Raw genomic sequence first — 22345 nt, 5'->3', positions numbered from 1 at the left:
GTGCGGGGCGCCGCGGCGCATCACAAGCAAGGAGACTCAGATCAGCCGTTAGGCTTGCTGAGCTTGGTGTTAACCGTCTCGAAAAGACCGTTGAGCTGGGGGCCCAGCAGGGCAACAGTGCCAATGATCGCCACGGCGATGAGACCGACGAGCAGGCCGTACTCCACGGCGGTCGCGCCCTTTTCGTTGCGGACGAGTCGGTCCTTAGCGTCGAAGAAGACGTTCTGGAGGGTGATGAGCAGAGGCAGCATGGCAGGATCCTTTGATAATGGGGGGTGTCAGGAAAGGGTCGTCAGCTCTGTCGGTATATGCCTCGCGGCTTCTCCCCGTACCGGGCTACTGACCTGTACGAAGAATAGACTTTGCTCCAGCAAAGTCACAAGCATTCAAGTGCATGCACTTTGGGGGACGTCAAACAGCGACGTAATGCCTGGTCAGAACTGCATTCATCTGCATGGACCAAGGTTGTGGCGCGCTTGTCCCCCGAACGGCGTCAGTACAGGCCGGGCAGCAGGTACTCCCGTGCCAGCAGCTCTCCCCAGGCGACCGCCGCGAGGGCGCCGGCCAGCATCGAGGGGCCGAACGGGACGTCGCTGCGCATCCCCCCGCGGCGGGACGCCAGCACGGCCAATCCCGCCACCGCGCCGATCACGGACGCCAGCACCGCCCCGACGAAGAGCGTGCCCCAGCCCTGGAAACCGAGGAACAGCCCCAGCACGGCGGCGAGCTTCACGTCGCCCATGCCGAGTCCGGCCGGGGAGATGAGCGCCAGCACCAGGTAGAGACCGAACAGGACGAGGGCGCCCAGCACGGCGCGCAGCAGCGCCCCCCAGGCGTTCTCCCCCGCGGCGGCCAGCGTGAGCAGCAGGAAGCCGATGCCCAAAGCCGGCAGCACGACGGCGTTGGGCAGGAGGTGGTGGCGCAGGTCGATCACCGTGAGCACCACGGCCACGGCGGCGAAGAAGAGGTATGCCGGGATCTGCCAGCTGAGCCCGAAGAACGCGGCGACCAGGACGAAGAGGGTCGCGGTGGCGACCGCCAGCACGGGGCGGGAGGGAGCCGGCATCGGCTCGTCACCGGCCGGGCTGTAGCGCAGCACGAGACGGGGCAGGAACCACCCCACCAGAGCACCGAGGGAGCCTGCTACCGCAGCCATCCAGAACGGCGCTGCTCCGAATGTCCAGTCCACGCGAGCGCCCCTCCAACATGTGGGCGTTTCAGCTGACACCCCGGTGACCAATCGACCCCCGTTGAGGGGGTCCATACGGGGAAGAGGCTAACCGACGGCACGGTCCTTCCAGTGTTCACGCACGTCAATAGGCGATTCGCAGAGAAACACTGGATATTTCCAGGGATGTCGTGCGGCAGAACGAACTTCCCGAAAACAGAAAAGGCGCCCCTGCAACTACGGGAATTGCAGGAGTATTCGGCACGTCTCCGGAGTCACACGCTCTCGAGCACGGACAGCGCCGTCTGCAGGCCCTGCTCCGTCCGGATCTCCCGCCCCACCTGCTCGGCGGTGGCACGGCATCCGAGGGCGTCGTCGATCGCCGCGGTGAGCCGCTCGGCCGTGAGCTTCTTCTGCGGAATCGGTGCGGACCCGAGGCCGAGCCCGTGGAGCTGCCGGCCCCAGAACGGCTGGTCGGCGAGGAACGGCACCACCACGTGCGGAACGCCGGCCCGGGCCACGGCGTGCACGGTCCCGGCCCCGCCGTGGTGGACGGCCACCGCGGCTCCGGGCAGCACCGCGTCGAGCGGCAGGGACGGCACGGCGAGCACGTCGTCGCCGTGGGAATCACTCCGGAGCTCGTCCGGCAGGGCGAGGCCGCCCCAGCCGGTGAGCAGCAGCGTCCGCAGCCCGTGCGCACGAGCGCTCTCCACCACCGCCCTCCCCCGGGCCAGCGGGTCCCCGGAGGCCATGGAACCGAAGGTCGCCACGAGGTAGGACCCGCCCCGGAGGAACTCGCGCACGGCGGGATCGGGCTCCGGCACCGGGGCGCCGATGTGCCAGGACCCGGTGAGGTGCACCGAGTTCGGCCAGTCGTCCGGGCGCGGCAGCAGCTGCGGGCTGATGGGCAGCAGGGTGGCGGCGGGAGTGGGAACGGAGTCCGGCCGGCCTCCGGGCAGCGGGGCGCACGCCCGCTCGATGTCCCGGCGGAACATCCGCTCGGCGGCTCCTGCCACCGCGTAGGTGGCGCGGTTGAACCGGCCGAGGTCCCGGTTCACCACCCCGGGCGCCGGGAAGTGCCGGGTGGGCGTGAGTACGGGGACCGCCTCGACCGCCACGTGCGGGACGCCCAGCGCCTGCGCCACTGCCGGGGCGGTGAGCACCTTGGCGTGGTGGACCACGACGTCCGGTTCGAAGGCGAGCGTCTCCCGCACGGCGGCGGCCAGCATCCGGCGCATGCCGGGGCCCACCTCGGTGCGGAAGTGCCGCACGGCCGTCCACGGGGAGATCCCGTGCTCGGCGACCAGGCGGCGGAAGTCCACCTCCAGGCCTACGGTGTCGAGTCCGGACAGGTCCACCCCCGGGTTCTCGGGCACGCCCAGCCGGACCTCGTGCCCGCGGTCGGCGGCGTACCGGGCCAGGGCGGCGAACGGCTCCACGTCACCGCGGGTGCCCGCGGTCAGCAGCATCATCCTCATGGACCCAGTGTGCTCCTGCCGCGCTCCGACCGCAGGAGGGTCAGGAACCGGGCGCGGTGCAGGCCTCCTCCGGGCCCCAGCGCAGCCAGTCCGGCAGGTCGGCCGTGAAGGCGTCCCGGACGGCGTCGGTGTTGGTGGTCGTCCAGTCCACCGTTCCGTCGATCTCGACCTCGTGCTTGTCCCACTCGAACCAGCTGATCATCTTCAGCTGCGGGAAGTCCTCCGGCATCGACTCGTCGAACACCTGGCTCCACCACGCCTGCTTGATGGCCAGCTCCTCGGCACCGCCGCCCGCCGGGTTGTACAGGGCGGCCGTCTCCGGGATGGCCACGGGCTTGCCGCGCCGCTCCCCGTACTCGGCGTAGAAGTCGGGGACGGCGCGGTCGTCGCCGCCGGCGCCGGCGTAGCTGCCGGTGAGCTGGGCGGCGAACTTGCCGGGCTCGGGCAGCTCGTTCTCCCCCCAGGGGTGCTGGTGGCCCCAGTGGTAGAGGGACATGCCCACCCAGTCCACGGCGTCGTCGCCCGGGTAGTAGGGGGCGTACGCGTCGTCGGCCATGGTCAGCGCGCCGTCCCCGTCGGTGTCGAGGGCCGCGAAGTCGGCGGTGCCGGGCTCGGCCTCGTGCTGCCCGCCGGTGAACGGATAACCGCCCCCGTAGTTCGGCGCCCACATCATCGCCGAGCCGGGGGCCTGCTCGTGCACCGCGGCCGCCACGCGGCGATAGGCCTCCACGTAGGCGGTGGGCTGCTGCCCCCAGGCGTACCAGGAGCCGTTCATCTCGTGGGCGAAGCGCACCACGACCGGCACCCCGGAGTCGTTGATCGCGGCGAGATCGGCGACCAGCTCCTGGACCGCGTCGTCGGTGACCTCGGCGAGCCCGCCCTCGGGCTCGAGGGTCAGCAGCATCATCTGGCCGTCGGACCGGATCTGGTCGGCCGCCATCCGCAGGTAGTCGTGCCCGCGCTCGTCGTAGGGGAACCCCGTGAAGGACACGGACACGGCCGGCCGGTGACCCAGCCGCTCGGTGTAGTCGGCCAGCGGCTTGTCCTGCCAGTCGAGGTTCACGCCGTAGAGGGCGCCGGTTTCGGGGACCAGCTCGGACCGGTCGAGGACGGTGCACGAGGGCAGCGGCGCGGCCTGGACCTCCTCGTCGGACTGGGCGGAGATCTGGGCCGCGAGGGTGCCGCCGCCCAGGGCGAGGGCGGCGACGAACACGACGGCGACGAGCGAGGATTCCTTCACCCCGTCAGCTTAGGAAGCGTTCGATCGAAAATCATGGAACTGGGCGTCCGGCGGCGCGGTCCGTGACGAACGACGACGACGCTCCGCCCGCCGCACCGGCCGGCCGGCCGGCCGGCTCAGGTCCCGGCACCCTCGTCCGGGCGGTCGTCGGCGTCGCCGGCCTGGCGGCGGCGGTAGGCGGTCATGTTGGTGCGGTTGGCGCAGCGCTGGCTGCAGAAGCGCTTGGAGCGGTTGCGGGAGAGGTCCAGGAGCACGCCGTCGCAGTCCTCGGCCCCGCACTCGCGCAGCCGCTCGGTCTCGTCCGCGCGGATCACGTCCACCAGGGCGAACGCCGTCTCCAGCCGCAGACGGGCGGCCAGCGGGGCATCCGAGGGCGAGGCGTGCAGGTGCCAGTCCTTCCCGTCGTGCCGGGCCAGGTGCGGGGCGATCTCGGTGGTGTCGAGCACGGCATTGACGGCCTCCACCATGGCGTCGCGGTCCAGGGCCCAGACCCGCCGGAGCTCGCCGCGGACCTCGCGGACCTCGGCCAGCTCGTGCTCGTCGCGGTCGAAGCGGCCCGACCAGCCGTGCGCCCGGAGGAGCTCGCGCAGCTGCCCGGTGGTGACGAGCTCGTCCTCCCCGGACCGGGAGGCCCCCGGCGCGGTGTTCATCAGCGCCACGTCGGACTCGAGCACATCTTCAGTGTCATAGGCAAAATGCACTTGACTACTTATCCCTTCCACGGCTAGCGTGAGTGTCATCATCAGTTTAGACCCTTACGCGACGATGGTCGCGAGAAGCGAGTGTGTCATGGTCGGCGGACTCTACCTCCTGGCGCTGGTCCTCGTGTTCGCCACCGTGGGCCGGCAGTCCGTCCCGCGGCGGGAGCGCACGGACCTGCGCAGCTGGACGCTGCGGGACGTGTACTACAACGTGCGGCGCGGCGTGAGCGTGCTCGGGAAGCACGGTCCGTCCTATCCGGCCCTGGACGAGGCGCGGCGTCCGACGGCGCAGCGCACGCGCTGAGTCTCGCGGGGACGGCCGGGGCCACCGGCCGTCCTCCCCGCGCCGGGCTCCGGGCCGGTCCGGGCCCGGTGCCGGATGCACCGCTCGGCGTGGGCCCGAGCCGCATGCGTCGGTCAGAGCGCGACGTTCTCGAACAGGGCCGCCGTGCCGATGCCCCCGGCGGAGCTGATCATCGCCAGCACCGGACTCCCGGGCGGCAGCGCGCGCGAGCGGGCGAGCAGGCGCACCACGGACACCGCCCCGGAGGCGCCGTAGGCGTGGCCGAGGGCCAGGGCGCCGCCCTCGGCGTTGAGCACCTCCTCGTCGAGTCCGAGCAGGTCCGTGCAGGCCAGCACCTGACCGGCGAAGGCCTCGTTGAACTCGACGGCGGCCAGCTCCTGCACCGCCACGCCCTGCTCGGCCAGCAGCTGCCGGGCGGCCACCGCGGCGCCGAGGCCCAGCCGCGCCGGGTCCACCCCCACCGTGGCCGCGCCGCGGAAGGCCAGTCCGTGCGCGACGTCCAGCTCCCGGGCCGAACCGGCGTCCGTGACGAGGACGGCGGCGGCCCCGTCCGCGTCGCCGCAGGAGGTGCCGGCCGTGACGGTCCCGCCGGCCTCGAAGACGGGCGGGAAGCGCGCGAGCAGTCCCGCGCTCAGCGTGCGGCGCGGCCCGTTGTCGGCCCGCACCTCCCCGCGCGGTCCGGCCACCGGCACCAGCTCGTCCGCGAACCGCCCCTCCTCCGCCGCCGCGAGGGCCCGCCGGTGGCTGCGCAGGGCGTAGGCGTCCTGCCGCTCCCGGCCGATGCCGTGCTCGCGGGCCACGGTCTCGGCGGCCTCCCCCATGTCGGGATCGCCCAGGTGTTCCGGGGCGAACCGGGCGCGGTGGTAGAACTCGACCGCACCGTCCTCCCGTCGTCGTCCGCGCAGGGGGGCGGTGCTGATGCTCTCCGCGCCGCCGGCGAGGAAGGCCCGGCCGGCGCCGGCCTGGGCGAGCCGGCAGGCCAGCACCACGGCGTCCAGGCCCGAGCCGCACTGCCGGTCCACGGTCAGACCCGGCACGGACAGCGGCAGACCGGCCTCCAGCGCGGCGAGCCGGGCCAGGTTGCCGCCGGCGCCCACCGCGTTGCCGACCACCACGTCCGCGAGGGAGGCCGGGTCCAGGCCCGCGTCCGCGAGCACGGCGCGGAGCACGGGGGCCAGCAGCCGGTGGACGGGCACGCCGTCGAGCAGGGTCCCGCCGCGGGCCAGGGGGGTGCGGCGGCCCAGTACCAGCACGGGGGCGTCAGCGGAGCGGACGGGCACGGGGGTCTCCTTCGAGGATCCAGTCGCGGAACACCGAGCGGCCGAGCTTGCCGGCGGCGGTGAGCGGCAGCTCCGTGAGCTCCCAGTACTGCTGCGGGCGCTTGGCGGGGGCCAGCCGGTGCGCCAGGTCGGCGCGGATCCGCGCACGGTCCGGCCGGTCGGCTGCGGGCACGATCCCGGCCACGATCCGCTGACCACGGACCCCGTCGGGCAGACCGGCGACGACGACGTCGGCCACTCCCGGCACCCCGGCCAGGGCCGCCTCGACCTCGTGCGGATAGACGTTGTGCCCGCCGGTGTTGATCATCTCCGCCGCCCTCCCCAGCACGTGCAGCTGCCCGCCGCGCAGGAAGCCCTGGTCCCGCACGGTGTGCCGGTCGCCGAGCCGGCCGAGAGCCCGGCCGTCCTCGCCCCACAGATAGCCGTCGCAGACCAGCTCCGAGCGGACGCCGATGGTGCCGGTCACGCCCTCCGGCACGGGACGGCCCGCGGCGTCGAGGACGGCCACCTCCACGCCCGGGAACGGGCTGCCCACCGCGGTGCCGCATTCCCCGGCGATCTTCCCGGCGTCCTCCCCGGTGGCCGTCTCGGCGGCCGGGTCGACGAGCTTCCCTCCGGACCGCTCGGCGGTTCCGCCCGGCTGGTGGCAGCGGGCGGCCACGAAGCCGAGCTCCGCGGCGCCGTAGTACTCCCAGATCGCGGCGCGCGGGGCCCAGCGGCGGGCCGCCCTCAGCGTGGCGGGGTCCAGGTTCTGCCCGGCGCACACGATCGCGGTGACCCCGCCGGCGTCGGCGCCGGCGGCCAGACCGCGCTCGGCCAGGACCCGCAGCATCGTGGGCACGAGCACCAGGCGGGTGACGCCGTGGGCGGAGATGGCGGCGTGGGCGGCGGCGACGTCGAAGACCGGCAGCGTCACGAACGCGGCCCCCGCGTACAGGCACTCGGACAGCGTGTACAGGTTCAGGCTCACGGCCAGCGGCCCGGGGGCCAGCACGCGGTCCTCCGGTCCGAGCCCGAAGTGCGCGGTGGAGAGCTCGAACGAGCGCCGCCAGGACGCGCGGCTGCGGCGGAAGCCCTTGGGCACAGCCGTGGTGCCCGAGGTCAGCCCGATCAGGAAGCACGAGGCGGGGTCGCCGTCGCGCAGCCGCGCCGGGGCCGGGTCGGCGGCGAGCGCCGCCGCGCAGCGGTGCCGCACCTGCTCCGCCGTGTCCTCCGGCCAGGAGGGGTCCAGGACGGCGCACATGCGCTCCTCGGCCACCCCCGCGGCCCACCGGACGGCGAAGTCGACGCCGTTGGTCTGCCGGAGGATCCCCGTGGGCTCGCCCGAGGCGGCCAGGGCGGCGGCCGCGGAGTGCACATCGCCCCAGCTCAGCCGGTCCGTGCCGCAGAGCACGGCGGACTCCTGCGGGCGCTCCTCGGCCCAGCGGGTCAGACGGTCCAGGAAGGGCATGTCCTCGTCCTCGGTGGTGGTGCCGCGCTGGAGGTGCGGCACCGGTCGGTGCGCACGGTGCCGCGGTGACCGGCGGGTGCTGCTTCCCCGGCGGTCAGCGGGCGGTGGTCCGCACTCCGCCCAGGAGACGGCGGTAGCTGCGGTGCACGTTGATCGCGGCCAGCGTGGCCACCACCGCCTTGAGCAGGTCCCCCGGGATGAAGACGAGGGAGCCCAGGGCGGAGGTGGACAGCGGCAGACCGGTGACCACGGCCGTCCACGGGACGCCGAAGGCGTAGATCACCAGGATGCCGCCCAGGACCACGCTCAGCAGGACCGCGGCGAAGCGGGCCGTCCGGCCGGTGCGCCGCAGCGCCCAGTACTGCACGAGCGCCCCGATGACCAGGGCGGCGGGGATCCAGCCGACCAGGTAGCCGCCGGTCGGGCCCAGGAACACCCCGAGCCCGCCCCGTCCCCCGGCGAGCAGGGGCAGCCCGGCCAGCACCAGGGCGTGCAGGACGACGACGGAGAGCATGCCGCGCACCGGCCCCAGCAGCGCTCCGGCGAGCATCACCCCGAGGGTCTGCAGGGTGATGGGCACCGGGATGATCCCCACCGTGATCGGCGGGACCAGCCCGAGGGCGGCGATGAGGGCGGCGAACACGGCCACGAGAACGGTGTTCTGGGTGGTCTGCGAGCTGTCGGCGGTCCGGGAGGTCGTGGTGGCCATGGGGTCCTTCTGGTGGGTGGGGTGAGGGGCTTCTCAGGCGGGTGGGGTGGTGCGCCGCGGTGGTGCCGCGGAATCGTAGCACCGGGCGTCGAGGGCGGCGGCGATCTCCTGGGCCGACTCGAGGGTGCGCACGAGCAGGGGCACCAGCACGGCCACGGGGCTGTTGTGCAGCCCGCGGGCGAACTGCGCCTCCCGCACCTCGAGGTACTGGGTGCGGATCTGCGGGATGAAGCGGATCGTCATGGACAGGGCCAGGCTCATCTGGGCGGGGTTCAGCCCGAGGTGCCGGGTGGGGGCGAGCAGCCGCTCGAACAGGGCCAGCATCTCGCCGAAGGTGGTGGACAGGCTCACGGCCCAGGCGAACAGGCACAGGCTCAGCAGCCGCAGCGCCGAGACCCCCGCGGCCTCCCAGGTGGTGGTGAGACCCAGGGTGAGGAAGACGATCCCCACGACGATCGCCAGGCCCGCCAGCATCCGCGCCAGCCGGGCCACCGGGGTGCGGGTGAGCAGCGCGGCGGCCACGGCCCCGGCGAAGACGGCGACCTGGAGACCCAGGTGCGTCACGGCGTAGATCCCGAGGCTGGCCGCGAACAGGAACGCGAACTTGTAGGCGGCCGGGATCCGGGCCAGCACCCCGGTGGGCCCGGCGCCGTGCGCTCCACCGCCCGGCGCTCCACCACCGTGCGCTCCACCGCCCCGCGCTCGGGCGGCCTCGTGCCGATCCGCGCCGCTGCGGGCGTCCTGGCTCCGGGCCGCGCCCATCAGTCGCTGATCCCGCAGTAGAACTCCACCGCGGGCCCAGGGGCGCCGTCGAAGGCGATCCGCCCCTCGTGCACCACGAGGACGCGCTGGTAGTCGCCGATCAGCTCGAGGTCGTGGGTCACCACGACCGCCCGCTGGTCCAGGTGGTCGATGGTGGTCTGCAGCCGGCGCCGGTTGCGCCGGTCCAGCATGGTGGTCGGCTCGTCGAAGACGATCGTGGCCGGTTCCATGACCAGCACCGAGGCCAGGGCCACCAGCTGCTTCTCGCCCCCGGACAGGGCGTAGGACTCCCGTTCGCGCAGGTGGGCGATGCCCAGCCGCTCCAGGACCTCGTCCACCCGCGCGGTGAGCTCGGCCCCGCGCAGGCCCAGGTTCTTGGCCCCGAAGGCGAGGTCCTCGGCCACGAGCGGCATCACGATCTGGTTCTCCGGGTTCTGGAAGACGAAGCCCACCTGCCGCCGGACGAGCTTGGCGTCCTTCGCGGTGGACAGCCCGCCCACCTCGACCGTGCCCCGGGTGGGCAGCAGCAGCCCGTTGAGCAGGCGCACCAGGGTGGACTTGCCCGAGCCGTTGAGCCCGATGACCGCGATGCGGTGCTCGTCCAGGACCAGGTCCACGTCCCGCAGGACGTCGTGGCCGTCCCGGGTGACGTCGACGCCCGTCAGCCGGATGCCCGGGCGCTGCGCGCCCGGGGACGACGGCGGGGCGGCCGGCTCCGCCCGGACGAACCGGTCCCGCAGCGCGTGCTTGATCGACACCTCGGACGCCCTCCTCTCCTCGTCGTGCTCACCGGCCGGCGGCCGCCGCGGGACGCGTCGCCTCAGACCGGGCCGTCCCGGTCCGGGAAGGCCGGCTCGAAGTACAGGTCGGCGTGCAGGGCGCAGCCCGGGTTGAACCGTGCCGCGCACCGCGGACAGCCCTCCACCGCCAGGTACTCGCGGACGGAGAGCTCGTGGCCGCAGACGCCGCACAGCACGGCCTCGGTGTCGTACTCCTCGACCGGCCACTGCGCCGCCGGGTGGCCGGCGGTCTCCTGGTGGCACAGATGACAAGGGTAGTACTCCCGGCAGCACCGGAACTTGATCGCGATCACATCCAGTGCCGTCCGGTAGTGCACGCAGCGCGTCTGCTCGTCGACCGGACGCCCGAGAACCCGTTCCATCGCCGTTCCTTCCGCGACGCGCGGGCCCGGGCCCTTCGCGGAGGGCCCGGGCGCCGTGGCTGCATCTTCTGACCACGTCCACTGTACGGAGCGGGCGGCGGGCGCACGGAACCACCGGGCGGCAGGGCCCCGGTGCCTCAGCCCAGCAGGACGACGTCCAGCCGCCGGGGCCCGTGGACGCCCTCCACGCGCTCGAGCTCGATGTCCGAGGTCGCGGAGGGGCCGGAGATCATCGTGACCGGGGCCGTGGGCTCCACCTGGGCCAGGGCCTCGGGGATCAGCTCGACCACCGAGTCCAGCGCCACCACGCAGATGTGGTGGTCGGGGACCAGGCTGATCGCCCGGCGGCCCTCGTCGGCGCGTCCCGTGAGGAAGATCGTGCCGGTCTCGGCGCAGGAGACGGTCGAGGCGGTGACCACCGCGTCCACCGCGTTGAGCTCCCGGACGCCGAGGGCGGAGGCGGCCCGGGCGTCGTTGGGGTCCACGATGGCCCGCCGCATGCCGGACTCCTCGGGCAGCCAGGAGCGGTCCAGGCCCTCGGGCACCACGTAGCGGGCGGAGGCGCCCAGCAGGTCGGCGATCCGGCCCGGGAGGGACGCGGGAGTCTCCCGGTGCACCGAGGCTTTGTAGTCGACCAGCCGGTCCACGAGCATCTCGACGACCTCCTCGCGCGGCCGGTCCGAGGTGCGCCGGTAGGAGCGCTCGGCCGGGGCGGGCGCGGGCAGGTCGTGCAGGGCGCCGCGGATGCGGGCCAGGATCTCGGTCTTGGCGTCGCTCATCGCTCTCCCCCGTCGGTGCGGTCCTCGCCCCGGGTCCCGTCCCGGGTCTCGCCCTTGGCCCCGTCCAGGGCCCCGTCCGGGGGACGTCCGGCGTCACCGGCGGCAGCGGCGGCAGCCGTGCCGGCAGTGCCGCCGGGCGCGGGGCCGCCGTCGGCGGCCACCCGTTCCCGGCTCTCCCCGGCGTGCTGGGCCCACCAGTTCCGGAAGGACTCCTTCGGCGGGGCGGGGATGTCCCGCTCGTCGGTCCAGCCACCGGCCGCGCCGGGCAGCCAGCTGATCGCCCGGTCCTTGCCGGCGACGGCCCGGCCCAGCGGCAGGGCCTTCTCGGCGAGCGCCATGCGCGTGCCGGAGGACATCACGAAGGACGCCCCCTTCATCATGAGGTCCATCTCGGACGGGGCCTGCGGCAGGCGCCGGGTCCGGGCCGGTGCCGCGGCGGCGCCGTCGTCGGAGCGCTCGCCGTGCCGGGTGCGCACGTCCTCGTCGCGCAGGTGCACGAGGATCTCGGGGATGTTGATCTTCACCGGGCACACGTCGTAGCAGGCCCCGCACAGCGACGAGGCGTAGGGCAGGGAGGCGTTCTGCTCGGAGGTGATGCCGGTCAGCTGCGGGGAGAGGATCGCCCCGATGGGCCCCGGGTAGGTGGAGCCGTAGGCGTGACCGCCGGCCTGCTCGTAGACGGGGCAGACGTTCAGGCACGCCGAGCAGCGGATGCAGTGCAGCGCCGAGCGCCCGGCGGGGTCGTCGAGCACCGCGGTGCGGCCGTTGTCCAGGAGGACCACGTGCACGTCCTGCGGGCCGTCCCCCGGTGTCACGCCGGTCCACATCGAGGTGTAGGGGTTCATCCGCTCCCCGGTGGAGGAGCGCGGGAGCAGCTGCAGGAACACCTCGAGGTCCTCGAAGGTGGGCACGATCTTCTCGATGCCCATCACGGTGATCAGCGTCTCGGGCAGGGTCAGGCACATGCGGCCGTTGCCCTCGGACTCCACCACGGTGAGCGTTCCGGTCTCGGCCACGCCGAAGTTCGCCCCGGAGACCGCCACGGAGGTGGAGAGGAACTTCTCCCGCAGGTGGGTGCGGGCGGCCTCGGCGAGGTCCCGCGGCTCGGAGGTGAGCGTCTCGTCGGTCTCGGCCATCTCGGCGAGGAAGATGTCGCGGATCTCGTGCCGGTTCTTGTGGATCGCCGGGACCAGGATGTGGGACGGCTTGTCGCGCCCCAGCTGCACGATCAGCTCGGCCAGGTCCGTCTCGGTGGCCGTGATCCCATGCTCCTCGAGGTGGGCCTCGAGGCCGATCTCCTGGGTGGCCATGGACTTGATCTTGATGACGTCCTTCGACCCGGTGGCCTGCACCAGCTCGGTGACGATCCGGTTGGCCTCGGCCGCGTCCCGCGCCCAGTGCACCGTGCCGCCGCGGGTGGTGACGTTGGCCTCGAACTCCTCGAGCAGCTCCGGCAGGTGCGCCATGACCTGCTCCTTGATCGCGGAGCCGGCCGAGCGCAGCTCCTCCCAGTCGGGCAGCTCGCCGGTCACCGCGGCGCGCTTGCCGCGGATGGTGTGGGTGGCGTGGCGGATGTTGGCGCGCATCTGCGTGTTGCCCATCTCCGCCTTCGCGGCGGCGGGGAACGCGGTGCGCGCGTGCAGGTTCCCCTGGCCGTGGACGGGGCGGAGGGCGGGCATGCCCAGGGCGGTGCGGCTCATCGCGCACCTCCTTCGGTGACGGACGCGGCGGGGACCGACGACGGCGCCGTGCGGCGCGCCCCCGGGCCCGGGATGGACAGCTCGACCGGCCCGGAGACCTCGAGCGGGTTCTCGCGGGTGGAGGCGAGGATCTCGGCGAAGTGCACGGTGGCCGCCCCCGTGCCCCGGCGACTCATGGCCCCGCCCAGGTGCATGAGGCAGGAGGCGTCCCCCCCGGTGCACAGCTCGGCGCCGGTGGCCTCGATGTTGCCGATCTTCTCCTCGGCCATCGCGGCGGAGACGTCCGGGTTCTTGAAGGAGAAGGTCCCGCCGAACCCGCAGCACTCCTCGGCGTCGGGCAGGTCCACGAGGTCGATGTCCCCGACCGAGGCGACCAGGTCCTTCTGCCGGTCACCCAGGCGCAGCAGCCGCATCCCGTGGCAGGACGGGTGATAGGTCACCCGGTGCGGGAACCAGGACCCCAGCTGCGCGGCCGCGTCCGTCACGCCGAGCACGTCGACCAGCAGCTGCGAGAGCTCGTAGGTGGTCGCGGCGACGGCCGCGGCCCGCTCGGCCAGCTCCTCGTCGCCGCCGGCACGGGCGATCATCGGCTGCTGGTGGCCTAGGGAGGCCACGCAGGAGCCCGAGGGTGCCACGGCCACGTCGTAGTCCGCGGCGGAGAAGGCCTGCACGTGGTTGCGGACCACGGGCAGGGCGTCGTCGAAGTAGCCGCTGTTGACGTGCATCTGGGAGCAGCACCCCTGACCCGGCGGGAACACCACCTCGTGGCCGAGCCGCTCGAGCAGCCGCACCGTGGCCAGGGCGACCCGCGGATACATCGCGTCCACGATGCATGTGGCGAACAGGGCGATTCTCATAGGACCTCCGGGAACGGGACGGCGGGGCGACGACGGACCACCCTCTGTGGTCTGACCATAGTAGAGGAGTGAGACGTGCCACACAACGGAGACCGTGGAGGTGCGAGTCATGACGGCCAAGGGCTTGGGGGTGTGATCTGCGTCATGTACGCTTTGTGGTCAGACCATTGTGGTCCGACCATAGTGCCGCCCTGCTGTCCGACCGCACCGCACGCGCTCGTCCCCCGTCCTCGCCCTGCCCCTCCGAGGGGCCCAGAAAGGAACTCTCCGTGGACAATCTCGCTGTTCTGAGCCTCCTGGCTCTGCTGCCCCTGCTCGTGGTGGGCGTGCTCCTGGCCGGGTTCCGCTGGCCGGCGAAGTTCGCGATGCCGGTGGGCTACGTCGTCGCCGTCGTGGTGGCCCTGCTCGTGTGGCAGATGAGCTTCGCCGGCGTCCTGGCCGCCACCCTCGAGGGCCTGATCGTGGCCGCCACGATGCTGTACATCGTCTTCGCCGCCCTGCTGCTGCTCTCCACCCTCACCGTGGGCGGGGCCATGGCCACCATCCGCGCCGGCTTCAACTCCATCTCCGCGGACCGGCGCGTGCAGGCCATCATCATCGGCTGGCTCTTCGGCTCGTTCATCGAGGGCGTCTCCGGCTTCGGCACCACCGCCGCGGTCGTGGCCCCGCTGCTGCTGGCCATGGGCTTCCCCGCGATGGCCGCCGTCATGGTGGGGCTGATCGTGCAGTCCACGCCGGTGAGCTTCGGGGCGGTCGGCACCCCCATCCTCGTGGGCGTGGCCAACGGCCTGGGCGGGGACCCCGCGGTCGCCGAGCGCGTCAGCGTCCTCGGTCTGACCATGCCGGAGTTCATCAACTCGATCGGCTTCTACACGGCGGCCATGCACGGCATCGTGGGCATCCTCATCCCGCTGCTCCTCGTCACCCTGCTCACCGGCTTCTTCGGCCCCGAGCGGCGCTTCCGCGACGGGCTCGCCGTGTGGCCCTTCGCCGTGTACGCCTCGCTGGCCATGACCGTCCCCTACGTGCTGGTGGCCCGCTTCCTCGGCCCCGAGTTCCCCTCGATGTTCGGCGGGCTCATCGGCCTGGCCCTGGTGATGTTCACCTCCAGCCGCGGCTTCCTCATGCCGAGGGACACCTTCGACTTCGGGCCGCGCTCCTCGTGGTCCGACCGCTGGATGGGCACCCTCGAGCCGGCCGAGGCCACGGACGTGTCCACGCACATGAGCGTGGCCCGCGCCTGGGCCCCCTACGCCGTGATGGCGGGCCTGCTGGTGGCCAGCCGCGTCATCGCCCCGCTCAAGGAGTTCCTGACCGGTCTCGCGATCCCCGTCGAGGACATCCTGGGCACCGGGATCACCACCACCGTGCAGCCGTTCTACCTGCCCGGGTTCGTGCTGATCCTCGCCTCGCTGTTCGCCTACGCCGTCCACCGGATGAACGGACGGCAGATCGCGGAGACGCTCTCGGTCTCGGGCCGCCAGCTGGCGGGCACCGCCGCCGCGCTGCTCTTCGCCGTGCCGCTGGTGCGCGTGCTCATCCAGTCCGGTCCGGCCCTCAACGACTCGGGGCTCTCCAGCATGCCGGTCACCCTCGCCGAGGGCGCCGCCGCGATCTCGGGCGGCTCCTGGCCGCTGATCGCCCCGTGGATCGGCGCGCTGGGCGCCTTCGTGGCCGGCTCGAACACCGTGTCCAACCTGACCTTCTCCCAGTTCCAGTTCTCCACGGGCGCCCAGATCGGCGTGCCGCCCGAGCTCGTGGTCTCGGCCCAGGCCGTGGGCGGGGCCGGCGGCAACCCGATCGCCATCCACAACATCGTGGCGGCCTCCGCCACCGTGGGCCTGCTGGGCCGGGAGGGCGACCTGCTGCGCAAGACCGTCATCGTGACCACCTACTACTGCCTCGCGGGCGGCGCGGTCGCGTACCTGTTCATCCACGGTGTGGGCCTGAACCTGGGCACCCTCATGCTCGTCCTGCTCGTCGCCGGGCTGGCCGTCATCGCCCGCCGGCTGACGCGCCGGGACGCGGTGGCCCCGGAGCACAGCCGGATCTGATCCGGTGCACCACGCCGCCGCCGCGCACGACGACCCCTGGCCCCGGTGAGGGGTCGTCGCGGCGGATCGGCCCGGCCCCGCACCTGCCTAGACTGGTCCGCGTCCCGCCCGTCCCACGAGGAGCTCCCCGTGCCCGCAGCTGCACGCATGTACACCGTCGTCCTCGACTGGCTCGAGGAGCGCCTGCGCTCGGGCGAGGTCTCGGTGGGCGACAAGCTGCCCGGGGAGCGCCACCTGGCCGAGGAGTTCGGCATCTCGCGCGCCTCGGTCCGCGAGGCCATCCGGATCCTCGACGCCATGGGTCTGGTCCGCTCCTCGACCGGGTCAGGGCCGAACGCGGGCGCCATCGTCATCGCGGAGCCCTCGGCGGCGCTCGGGTGGGCGCTGCGGATGCACGTGGCCAACCGCTCGCTGCCGGTGCGGGACCTCGTGCAGACCCGGCTGCTGCTCGAGACCCAGTCCGCCCGCGAGGCGGCCGCCGCCGCGGAGACGCCGGGGCGGGCGGCCGTGCTCGAGCACGCGGCGGAGCTCGTGGCCGCCATGGAGGACCCGGACCTGCCGGACGAGCGCTTCCACGCCCACGACGCGCAGTTCCACATCCTGCTGGCCTCGCTGGCCGGCAACGTGGTGGTCGAGACGATCATGGCCTCGCTGCGCCAGGCCACCATCGGCTACGTGCAGGAGACCGTGGCCGGTCTCGAGGACTGGCCGCAGGTGCGCCGCACCCTGCAGGAGCAGCACCGGAAGATCCTGCTCGCCTTCCAGGAGCGCCGGGGCGAGGACGCCGCCACCGCGCTGCGGGAGCACATCACCTGGTTCTTCGGCCACAGCGCCGCCGCCCGGGAGGACCGTGCGCCGCAGCGCTGACCGGTCCCACCCCCGGCACGCACGAGAGCGGCCCCACCGATTCCGGTGGGGCCGCTCTCGTCGTTCAGGTCTGCGGGGCAGGTGTTGCACGGTAGGGGGCCGTCGGCCGAGGGGGTGCAAGGTGATCCAGTCCTTGCGCGGCCACATCCCGGTCGAGGGGGGACTGTTCCGGGGCGGCCCCCTACCGTGAGCAGGTCGGTGGACCATCCGGTCCGGGCTCGGCCACAGGGGGGGTCGGGCCGTGCGCCGTGGGGATGTCTCTCACTCATCCACCGACTTCTTCTTCTCTGCTCGCACCACTGATTCTGCCGTGTTTGCTAATGCAGATGAATGCACTTTCGTCTACACCTGGAGTGGACTTCCGTCCTGATCCGCGGCGCGAGGAGTGCCGCGCTGCTCAGAGATCCCGCAGCTGCGGATCCACGAGCCCGCTCTGGTACGCCTTGATGAGCGCCTGCACCCGGTCCCGGACGCCGAACTTCTCACAGACCCGCCCCAGATAGGCCTTCACGCTGCCCTCGGAGACGTGCATCTGCGCGGCGATCTCCCGGTTGCTCAGACCCTGCGCCAGGAGCGTCACGGTCTCCATCTCGCGGTCGGTGAGCAGGGAGCGCAGACCGCTGTCCGCCGAGCGCGCCGGCTGCTGCTGGTCCGGGACGGAGATGACGTTGTCCGCGAGCGCGCGGGCGATCGCCGGGGAGAGGGCGATCTCGTTGTCGAGCACCTGGTGCACGGCCGTGATGATCTCGTCCGGCCGGGCGTCCTTGACCAGGTAGCCGGCTGCGCCGGCACGCAGGGCCGGCACCACGAACTCCAGCGTGGAGAAGGTCGTGAGGGCCAGCACCTTGGACCGGGGGCTGCGCGAGGTGATCTCCCGGGTGGCCTCGATCCCGTCCATCACGGGCATCTTCATGTCCATCAGCACCACGTCCGGGTCGATGGCCAGACATCGGTCGACGGCCTCGCGCCCGTTGGACGCCGTCCCGATCACCTCGAACCCGGGCTCGGCGGAGAAGAAGGACTTTAAGGCCTCCAGCATCAACGGCTGGTCGTCCACGACAAGCACTCTGCATTCAGTCACTGGCACAGTCTATTTTTCGATGTCCCCCAAAGTGCAACACGTCATATTCGACAAAAGTCACAAATGGTCTGGACAAAGGTCGCTAGGTTCGTTCAGTTCACGTTGGCAAAATGGAAAGCACCAGGGCAGCACACCCCCCTGCGACCGGGAGATCTCTCCCCCACCCCGGCCGCCCCCCCCGATCCGGTGCTGCTCTCGTGATCCAAGGAGCCCCCCATGAAGAAGAAGTTCACCAGCGCCCTCGCCGCAGGCCTCGTTGCCACCGCTCTGGTCGCCGTTCCGGTCGCGCCGGCAAGTGCCGCGCCGCGCTACGTCGTGTGCAGCTGGTTCCCGGCGATCTGCCGATGAGGTAGTACTACCTTTGTGCCCGTTGTAACCTCCCTCATCAAACGCCGACCGCATACGATCCGAAGAACACCGTTCCTGCATGCCGAGCCCGTAGCCCGGTGGTTGTCCGTGGTGCTGGTCCTCTATGCGCTCTTCCTGATGTTGGACGAGGTGCGGGTGATTGTGCGCGACGTCGACCCGTCGTCGCAACTCGACGTCCTGTTCCTGGCCGACAGCGTCCTCTCATACGCAGTGATCGCCCTGGTGGCGTGGCGTCCCACTTGGGCTTCCATGGCTCTGATCTCATGCCTGATCACCTCCCTCCTGGTGCGCGACTACGGATCGGCGGCCATCGCCGTTGCCGTGGTCACGGCGGCAGTTGTCGCCACCGCGACGCGTCGCTTCTCCGCGCTCCACCTGCTGATCTGTTTCCTGTGGATCGTCGCGGCGGCAATCTCACGCGGAGACGAGCTCGGAGGGATCGTCTTCTGGAACCTGTTCACCTTCCTTTTCGTCTCTTTCCTCGCAGGGGTCACTCTGCGGTACTTCCAGGGACAGCGACGCAAAGGCGAGCAGCGGGTCCGGGACCTCGAGATCCTCAACGTTCGGCTCCGGGAGGACGAGCGGCAGGCGCTGGCGCGCGATCTGCACGACGTCGTGGCCCACGAGCTCACCCTCATCACCATGCAGACCATGAGCCGGCGCCGCTCCGGGGACGTCGGCGAGCTGCACCAGGTCCTCGAGACCGTGGAGGGCGCCGCCCGCTCGGCCCTGCACGAGCTGCGGGTGCTGCTGCGGCTGCTGCGCAACGAGAACGAGGGGGAGCACCCCCGGGACGTCACGGGGGCCGGTCTGTCCATCGGCAGCCTCGAGCACGTGGTCACGTCCCTCGCCGCGAGCCTGCAGGACCTCCGCTTCGAGCCCGAGGTCGTCATCACGGGCGACCTCGAGGCCACGCCCACCACGGTGCGCGGCACGGCCGCCCGGATCCTGCAGGAGGCGGTCACCAACATCATCAAGTACGCCCCGGCCGGCTCCCGCTGCCGGATCGAGGTCGCTGCGGACGACCAGGAGCTGCGCCTGCGCGTGGCCAACCCCCTGGCGCGCAGCGCCCAGCGCACGGGCGGCTCGTCCTCGGAGATGTCCTCGGGGCTCGGTCTGCGGGGCATCGCCGAGCGCGTCTCGCTGCTGGGCGGCCGTGCGGAGAGCGGCTCCGCGGACGGCCAGTGGGTCCTCGACGTGTGCCTGCCGGTGGACGGCCGGGACGCCCTGTGATCCCTCCGGACGACCGGTGACCCGCCGGGACCGGCCGGACCCGGGTCTGGCGCGGCGCGTGGCGGACGTCGTGGCCACCATCCCGCCGGGCCGCGTGCTGTCCTACCGGGACGTCGCGGAGCTGGCCGAGTGCCGCTCCCCCCGCGTGGTGGGCACGGTCATGGCGCGCAATCCCACCGGTGAGGACCTCCCGTGGTGGCGCGTGGTCACCGTGCAGGGCACCCTCGCCGACCACCTGCAGGCCGAGGCCCGGGACCGGTACCGCGAGGAGGGCACGCCCCTGCGGGAGGACGACCGCCACCTCGTGCGCGTGGACATGGACCGTGCCCTGTGGACGCCCGGCTCCTCCGGCGCCTGACGCCGCCCGGCGCGCCCGCCGTCAGTACTCGAGCGGGCCCGCCACCTCGAAGAAGCCGCCCTCCGGGTCGAAGGTCCGGCCGGTGAGCCGCTCGAAGGCCTCGACGTAGCGGGCGCGCGTGCGCTCCACCACCTGCTCCGGCAGCGGGGGCACGGGTCCGGTCCCGTTCCAGCCGGACTCGTCCGAACGCAGCCAGTCCCGCACGTACTGCTTGTCGAACGAGGGCTGGGCCCGCCCCGGCGCGTAGGTCCCGGCGTCCCAGAAGCGGGACGAGTCGGGGGTGAGCACCTCGTCCCCGAGGGTGATGGCGCCGCGGTAGGAGTCGAGGCCGAACTCCACCTTGGTGTCCGCCACGATGATCCCGCGCTCGCGGGCGATCCGCTCCGCGGCGGTGTAGATCTCCAGGGTCAGCTCGCGCAGCCGGTCCGCCACCGCGTGGCCGACGCCGTCGGCCATCTCCTGGAAGGTGATGGGCAGGTCGTGCTCCCCCACCTCCGCCTTGCCGGTGGGGGTGAAGATCGGCTCGGCGAGCCGGGAGCCGTCCACGAGCCCCGGCGGCAGCTCGATCCCGCAGACCTCTCCGGTCTCGCGGTAGTCCTTGAGCCCGGAGCCCGTCAGGTAGCCGCGGGCGATGCACTCGACGGGGAACATCGACAGGTTCTTGCAGACGAGGGCCCGCCCGCGCACGGACTCGGGCACGTCGGTCGAGAGCACGTGGTTGGGCACGCCCGCGAGCTGCTCGAACCACCACAGGGACAGCTGCGTGAGGATCGTGCCCTTGTCCGGGATCTCCGTGGGGAGGATCTCGTCGAAGGCGCTGATCCGGTCCGAGGCGAGCACCAGCACCGACCCGGCCCGGTACTCGGCGTCGTCGTAGATGGCCACGCCCGTGGCGCGCAGCCGCGACCCGTCCGGGACGTAGAGCTCCCGGACCTTGCCCGAGTAGATGTGCCTCCACCCCGGGATCTCGGGAGGGGTGCTGACGGTGCCCTGCTCGCTCATGCCTGCTCCTGACGGGGACGGGGATCGGAGGCGCCGGGGACGGTGACCAGGCCCCGGGCGGCCTTCAGCGCGATGTCGGTGCGGTGCTGCGAGCCCTCGAGCGCCACGTGCTCCACGCCCCGGTAGGCGCGCTCCCGCGCGTCGTCGAGGTCCGCCCCGAGGCCCACGACGGCGAGCACCCGCCCACCGGCGGAGACGATCCGCCCGGCGTGCTCCCCCTCCGCGGCCACCGCGGTGCCGGCGTGGACCACGTGCACGCCCTCGAGCGCCTCGGCGTCCTCGAGCCCGCCGATCGGATCGCCCCTCCGGGGGCTGTCCGGGTAGTCCTGCGCGGCGACGACCACGGCCACGGCCGTCTCGGGCCGCCAGCGCAGCCGCTCGGCCTCGTCGAGGCGCCCGGCGGCGGCGTCGCGCAGCAGCCGCCCGAGCGGGGTGGTGAGCCGGGCGAGCACGGCCTGGGTCTCGGGGTCCCCGAAGCGGGCGTTGAACTCGATGACGCGCAGGCCGCGGCTCGTCACGGCCAGCCCGCAGTACAGCACGCCCACGAACGGGGTGCCCCGGCGGCGCATCTCGTCGACCGTGGGACGGGCCACGCGCTCCACGACCTCGTCCACGAAGCCCTGCGGCAGCCACGGCAGCGGCGTGTAGGCGCCCATCCCGCCGGTGTTGGGGCCCTCGTCGTCGTCGTGGATCCGCTTGAAGTCCTGGGCGGGGCTCAGCGGGATCACGCGGGAGCCGTCGGTGAGCACGAACAAGGACACCTCGGGCCCGTCGAGGAACTCCTCGACCACCACGCTCCCGCCCGCGGCGAAGCACGCGGCGGCGTGCTCGAGCGCGGCCGCGCGGTCGGCGGTGACGACCACGCCCTTGCCGGCGGCGAGCCCGTCGTCCTTGACCACGTAGGGGGCGCCGAAGGTGTCGAGGGCGTCGGCCGCCTCCTCCACCGTGGTGGCGACCCGCGCCATGGCGGTGGGCACCCCGGCGGAGGCCATGACCTCCTTCGCGAACGCCTTGGAGCCCTCGAGCCGGGCCGCGGCCCGCGAGGGGCCGAAGACGAGCAGGCCGGCCTCGCGCAGGGCGTCGGCGACGCCGGCCACCAGCGGGGCCTCGGGGCCGACGACGACGAGGTCCACCCCCAGCTCGCGCGCCAGCGCGGTGACCGCGGCCGGGTCGTCGGCGTCCACGGCGTGCACCGGGACGAGCTGGGCGATGCCGGCGTTGCCCGGCGCGCAGTGCACCTGCTCGACCTCGGGATCGGTCAGCAGTGCACGGATGATTGCGTGTTCGCGGCCTCCGGGGCCCAGTACCAGAACCTTCACGCCATCAGGCTAGTTCGCGGCGGCGGGAACTGGCACATCGCCTCCGCTCCCGGCCCAACGGTCCAGCCTAGGTAAGCCACCTGAGCAGTTCCTTCGAATCGTTGCCGGGCGGCGACATGGACGGACATCCGCCCACGTGGCGGCGGTCACGGTGCCTACCGTGGAGGCATGAGCGCATCGAGACGAGTCACCGCAGCTTCCGCCGCCGCCGTCCTGGGCCTGTTCCTGGCCGGCTGCGACAACACCGAGACCGAGGAGACCCCGGAGGCCCCCGCCGGCACGACCGCGCCGGCGGAGGGCACGACGACAGAACCGATGGAGGAGGGCACGACGACAGCGCCCCCCGGCGGCACCGGCATGGGCGAGGAGGACACCGGCGCCGACGGCACGGTCCCCGAGGGGGACACCGGCGAGGCCGAGACCGGCAACTGAACCGACGCCGTCGCGGCGCCCGGCACCCCCGTCCCGGGGG

General features: G+C 72.6%; 24 protein-coding genes. 7 read left to right on the top strand and 17 right to left on the bottom strand.

Features of this window, described 5'->3' with window-relative positions; translation table 11 throughout:
* Nucleotides 1-41: 41 nt before the first annotated feature.
* The 5 genes from ACFU0Y_RS08120 to ACFU0Y_RS08100 form a co-directional block, all read right to left on the bottom strand.
* Nucleotides 42-251: a Flp family type IVb pilin gene (locus tag ACFU0Y_RS08120; protein WP_380213965.1), complete on the bottom strand. Its 210-nt coding sequence runs from the start codon at nucleotides 249-251 to the stop codon at nucleotides 42-44.
* Nucleotides 252-493: 242 nt separating this feature from the next.
* Nucleotides 494-1189: a prepilin peptidase gene (locus ACFU0Y_RS08115; protein ID WP_380213964.1), complete on the bottom strand. Its 696-nt coding sequence runs from the start codon at nucleotides 1187-1189 to the stop codon at nucleotides 494-496.
* Nucleotides 1190-1443: 254 nt separating this feature from the next.
* Nucleotides 1444-2646: a glycosyltransferase gene (locus tag ACFU0Y_RS08110; protein WP_380213963.1), complete on the bottom strand. Its 1203-nt coding sequence runs from the start codon at nucleotides 2644-2646 to the stop codon at nucleotides 1444-1446.
* A gap of 40 nt (nucleotides 2647-2686) precedes the next feature.
* A complete protein-coding gene (locus ACFU0Y_RS08105) occupies nucleotides 2687-3886 on the bottom strand; it encodes a glycoside hydrolase family 26 protein (protein ID WP_380213962.1) in 1200 nt (399 codons plus the stop codon).
* 116 nt (nucleotides 3887-4002) lie between these two features.
* Nucleotides 4003-4560, bottom strand: a complete 558-nt coding sequence (locus ACFU0Y_RS08100) for a CGNR zinc finger domain-containing protein (RefSeq protein ID WP_380213961.1) — start codon at nucleotides 4558-4560, stop codon at nucleotides 4003-4005.
* Between the two features lie 115 nt (nucleotides 4561-4675).
* Here ACFU0Y_RS08100 and ACFU0Y_RS08095 point away from each other — a divergent pair, with 115 nt between their 5' ends.
* Nucleotides 4676-4891, top strand: a complete 216-nt coding sequence (locus ACFU0Y_RS08095; RefSeq protein ID WP_380213960.1) for a hypothetical protein — start codon at nucleotides 4676-4678, stop codon at nucleotides 4889-4891.
* Between the two features lie 113 nt (nucleotides 4892-5004).
* Here the strand turns inward: ACFU0Y_RS08095 and ACFU0Y_RS08090 are convergent, their stop codons facing one another.
* From ACFU0Y_RS08090 to ACFU0Y_RS08050, 9 genes are all read right to left on the bottom strand, one after another.
* The gene (locus ACFU0Y_RS08090; protein ID WP_380213959.1) at nucleotides 5005-6171 is read right to left on the bottom strand and encodes a thiolase family protein; all 1167 of its coding nucleotides are present in this window, start codon (nucleotides 6169-6171) and stop codon (nucleotides 5005-5007) included.
* Nucleotides 6152-7621 carry a class I adenylate-forming enzyme family protein gene (locus ACFU0Y_RS08085; protein ID WP_380213967.1) on the bottom strand — a complete coding sequence of 490 codons (1470 nt, stop codon included), beginning with the start codon at nucleotides 7619-7621 and terminating at the stop codon, nucleotides 6152-6154. The genes ACFU0Y_RS08090 and ACFU0Y_RS08085 overlap by 20 nt, the downstream gene beginning before the upstream one ends.
* Before the next feature lie 94 nt (nucleotides 7622-7715).
* Entirely contained in the window at nucleotides 7716-8330 is a 615-nt protein-coding gene (locus ACFU0Y_RS08080; RefSeq protein WP_380213958.1) for a biotin transporter BioY, read from the bottom strand.
* Nucleotides 8331-8363: 33 nt separating this feature from the next.
* Nucleotides 8364-9092 (bottom strand): energy-coupling factor transporter transmembrane component T family protein, encoded by a 729-nt coding sequence (locus ACFU0Y_RS08075; RefSeq protein ID WP_380213957.1) that lies wholly within the window; start codon nucleotides 9090-9092, stop codon nucleotides 8364-8366.
* The gene (locus ACFU0Y_RS08070) at nucleotides 9092-9850 is read right to left on the bottom strand and encodes an energy-coupling factor ABC transporter ATP-binding protein (RefSeq protein ID WP_380213956.1); all 759 of its coding nucleotides are present in this window, start codon (nucleotides 9848-9850) and stop codon (nucleotides 9092-9094) included. Before ACFU0Y_RS08070 ends, ACFU0Y_RS08075 begins: the two co-directional genes overlap by 1 nt.
* 62 nt (nucleotides 9851-9912) lie before the next feature.
* Nucleotides 9913-10254 carry a CHY zinc finger protein gene (locus ACFU0Y_RS08065; protein ID WP_380213955.1) on the bottom strand — a complete coding sequence of 114 codons (342 nt, stop codon included), beginning with the start codon at nucleotides 10252-10254 and terminating at the stop codon, nucleotides 9913-9915.
* Nucleotides 10255-10391: 137 nt separating this feature from the next.
* The gene (locus ACFU0Y_RS08060; RefSeq protein ID WP_380213954.1) at nucleotides 10392-11033 is read right to left on the bottom strand and encodes a lactate utilization protein C; all 642 of its coding nucleotides are present in this window, start codon (nucleotides 11031-11033) and stop codon (nucleotides 10392-10394) included.
* On the bottom strand, nucleotides 11030-12733 hold the full coding sequence (locus ACFU0Y_RS08055) for a LutB/LldF family L-lactate oxidation iron-sulfur protein (RefSeq protein ID WP_380213953.1): 1704 nt from the start codon (nucleotides 12731-12733) through the stop codon (nucleotides 11030-11032). Before ACFU0Y_RS08055 ends, ACFU0Y_RS08060 begins: the two co-directional genes overlap by 4 nt.
* Nucleotides 12730-13590, bottom strand: a complete 861-nt coding sequence (locus tag ACFU0Y_RS08050; protein ID WP_380213952.1) for a (Fe-S)-binding protein — start codon at nucleotides 13588-13590, stop codon at nucleotides 12730-12732. The genes ACFU0Y_RS08055 and ACFU0Y_RS08050 overlap by 4 nt, the downstream gene beginning before the upstream one ends.
* 269 nt (nucleotides 13591-13859) lie before the next feature.
* Here ACFU0Y_RS08050 and ACFU0Y_RS08045 point away from each other — a divergent pair, with 269 nt between their 5' ends.
* Complete coding sequence (locus tag ACFU0Y_RS08045; RefSeq protein WP_380213951.1) at nucleotides 13860-15644, top strand: L-lactate permease; 1785 nt, start codon at nucleotides 13860-13862, stop codon at nucleotides 15642-15644.
* Between the two features lie 147 nt (nucleotides 15645-15791).
* The gene (locus ACFU0Y_RS08040) at nucleotides 15792-16511 is read left to right on the top strand and encodes a FadR/GntR family transcriptional regulator (RefSeq protein WP_380213966.1); all 720 of its coding nucleotides are present in this window, start codon (nucleotides 15792-15794) and stop codon (nucleotides 16509-16511) included.
* Between the two features lie 397 nt (nucleotides 16512-16908).
* Here ACFU0Y_RS08040 and ACFU0Y_RS08035 read toward each other — a convergent pair whose 3' ends face one another.
* The gene (locus tag ACFU0Y_RS08035) at nucleotides 16909-17568 is read right to left on the bottom strand and encodes a response regulator (RefSeq protein WP_380213950.1); all 660 of its coding nucleotides are present in this window, start codon (nucleotides 17566-17568) and stop codon (nucleotides 16909-16911) included.
* A 240-nt stretch (nucleotides 17569-17808) separates the two neighbouring features.
* Here ACFU0Y_RS08035 and ACFU0Y_RS08030 point away from each other — a divergent pair, with 240 nt between their 5' ends.
* The 3 genes from ACFU0Y_RS08030 (at nucleotide 17809) to ACFU0Y_RS08020 (ending at nucleotide 19552) form a co-directional block, all read left to right on the top strand.
* Nucleotides 17809-17940, top strand: a complete 132-nt coding sequence (locus ACFU0Y_RS08030; protein WP_380213949.1) for a hypothetical protein — start codon at nucleotides 17809-17811, stop codon at nucleotides 17938-17940.
* A gap of 111 nt (nucleotides 17941-18051) precedes the next feature.
* Complete coding sequence (locus tag ACFU0Y_RS08025; RefSeq protein ID WP_380213948.1) at nucleotides 18052-19194, top strand: sensor histidine kinase; 1143 nt, start codon at nucleotides 18052-18054, stop codon at nucleotides 19192-19194.
* Between the two features lie 16 nt (nucleotides 19195-19210).
* Nucleotides 19211-19552, top strand: a complete 342-nt coding sequence (locus tag ACFU0Y_RS08020; protein ID WP_380213947.1) for an MGMT family protein — start codon at nucleotides 19211-19213, stop codon at nucleotides 19550-19552.
* A gap of 21 nt (nucleotides 19553-19573) precedes the next feature.
* Here ACFU0Y_RS08020 and ACFU0Y_RS08015 read toward each other — a convergent pair whose 3' ends face one another.
* Both ACFU0Y_RS08015 and purD read right to left on the bottom strand, forming a co-directional pair.
* Nucleotides 19574-20554: a phosphoribosylaminoimidazolesuccinocarboxamide synthase gene (locus ACFU0Y_RS08015; protein WP_380213946.1), complete on the bottom strand. Its 981-nt coding sequence runs from the start codon at nucleotides 20552-20554 to the stop codon at nucleotides 19574-19576.
* Nucleotides 20551-21873, bottom strand: coding sequence for a phosphoribosylamine--glycine ligase (gene purD, locus ACFU0Y_RS08010; RefSeq protein ID WP_380213945.1), 1323 nt, complete (start codon nucleotides 21871-21873; stop codon nucleotides 20551-20553). The genes ACFU0Y_RS08015 and purD overlap by 4 nt, the downstream gene beginning before the upstream one ends.
* Before the next feature lie 168 nt (nucleotides 21874-22041).
* Here purD and ACFU0Y_RS08005 point away from each other — a divergent pair, with 168 nt between their 5' ends.
* A complete protein-coding gene (locus ACFU0Y_RS08005) occupies nucleotides 22042-22305 on the top strand; it encodes a hypothetical protein (RefSeq protein WP_380213944.1) in 264 nt (87 codons plus the stop codon).
* Nucleotides 22306-22345 lie beyond the last annotated feature (40 nt).

Origin of the sequence: Kocuria sp. NPDC057446 (genome assembly GCF_042802875.1) — a bacterium.
Lineage (GTDB): Bacteria > Actinomycetota > Actinomycetes > Actinomycetales > Micrococcaceae > Kocuria.
Note: the sequence above shows the minus strand (reverse complement) of the source record. Positions and strands in the feature narration are given on the sequence as shown.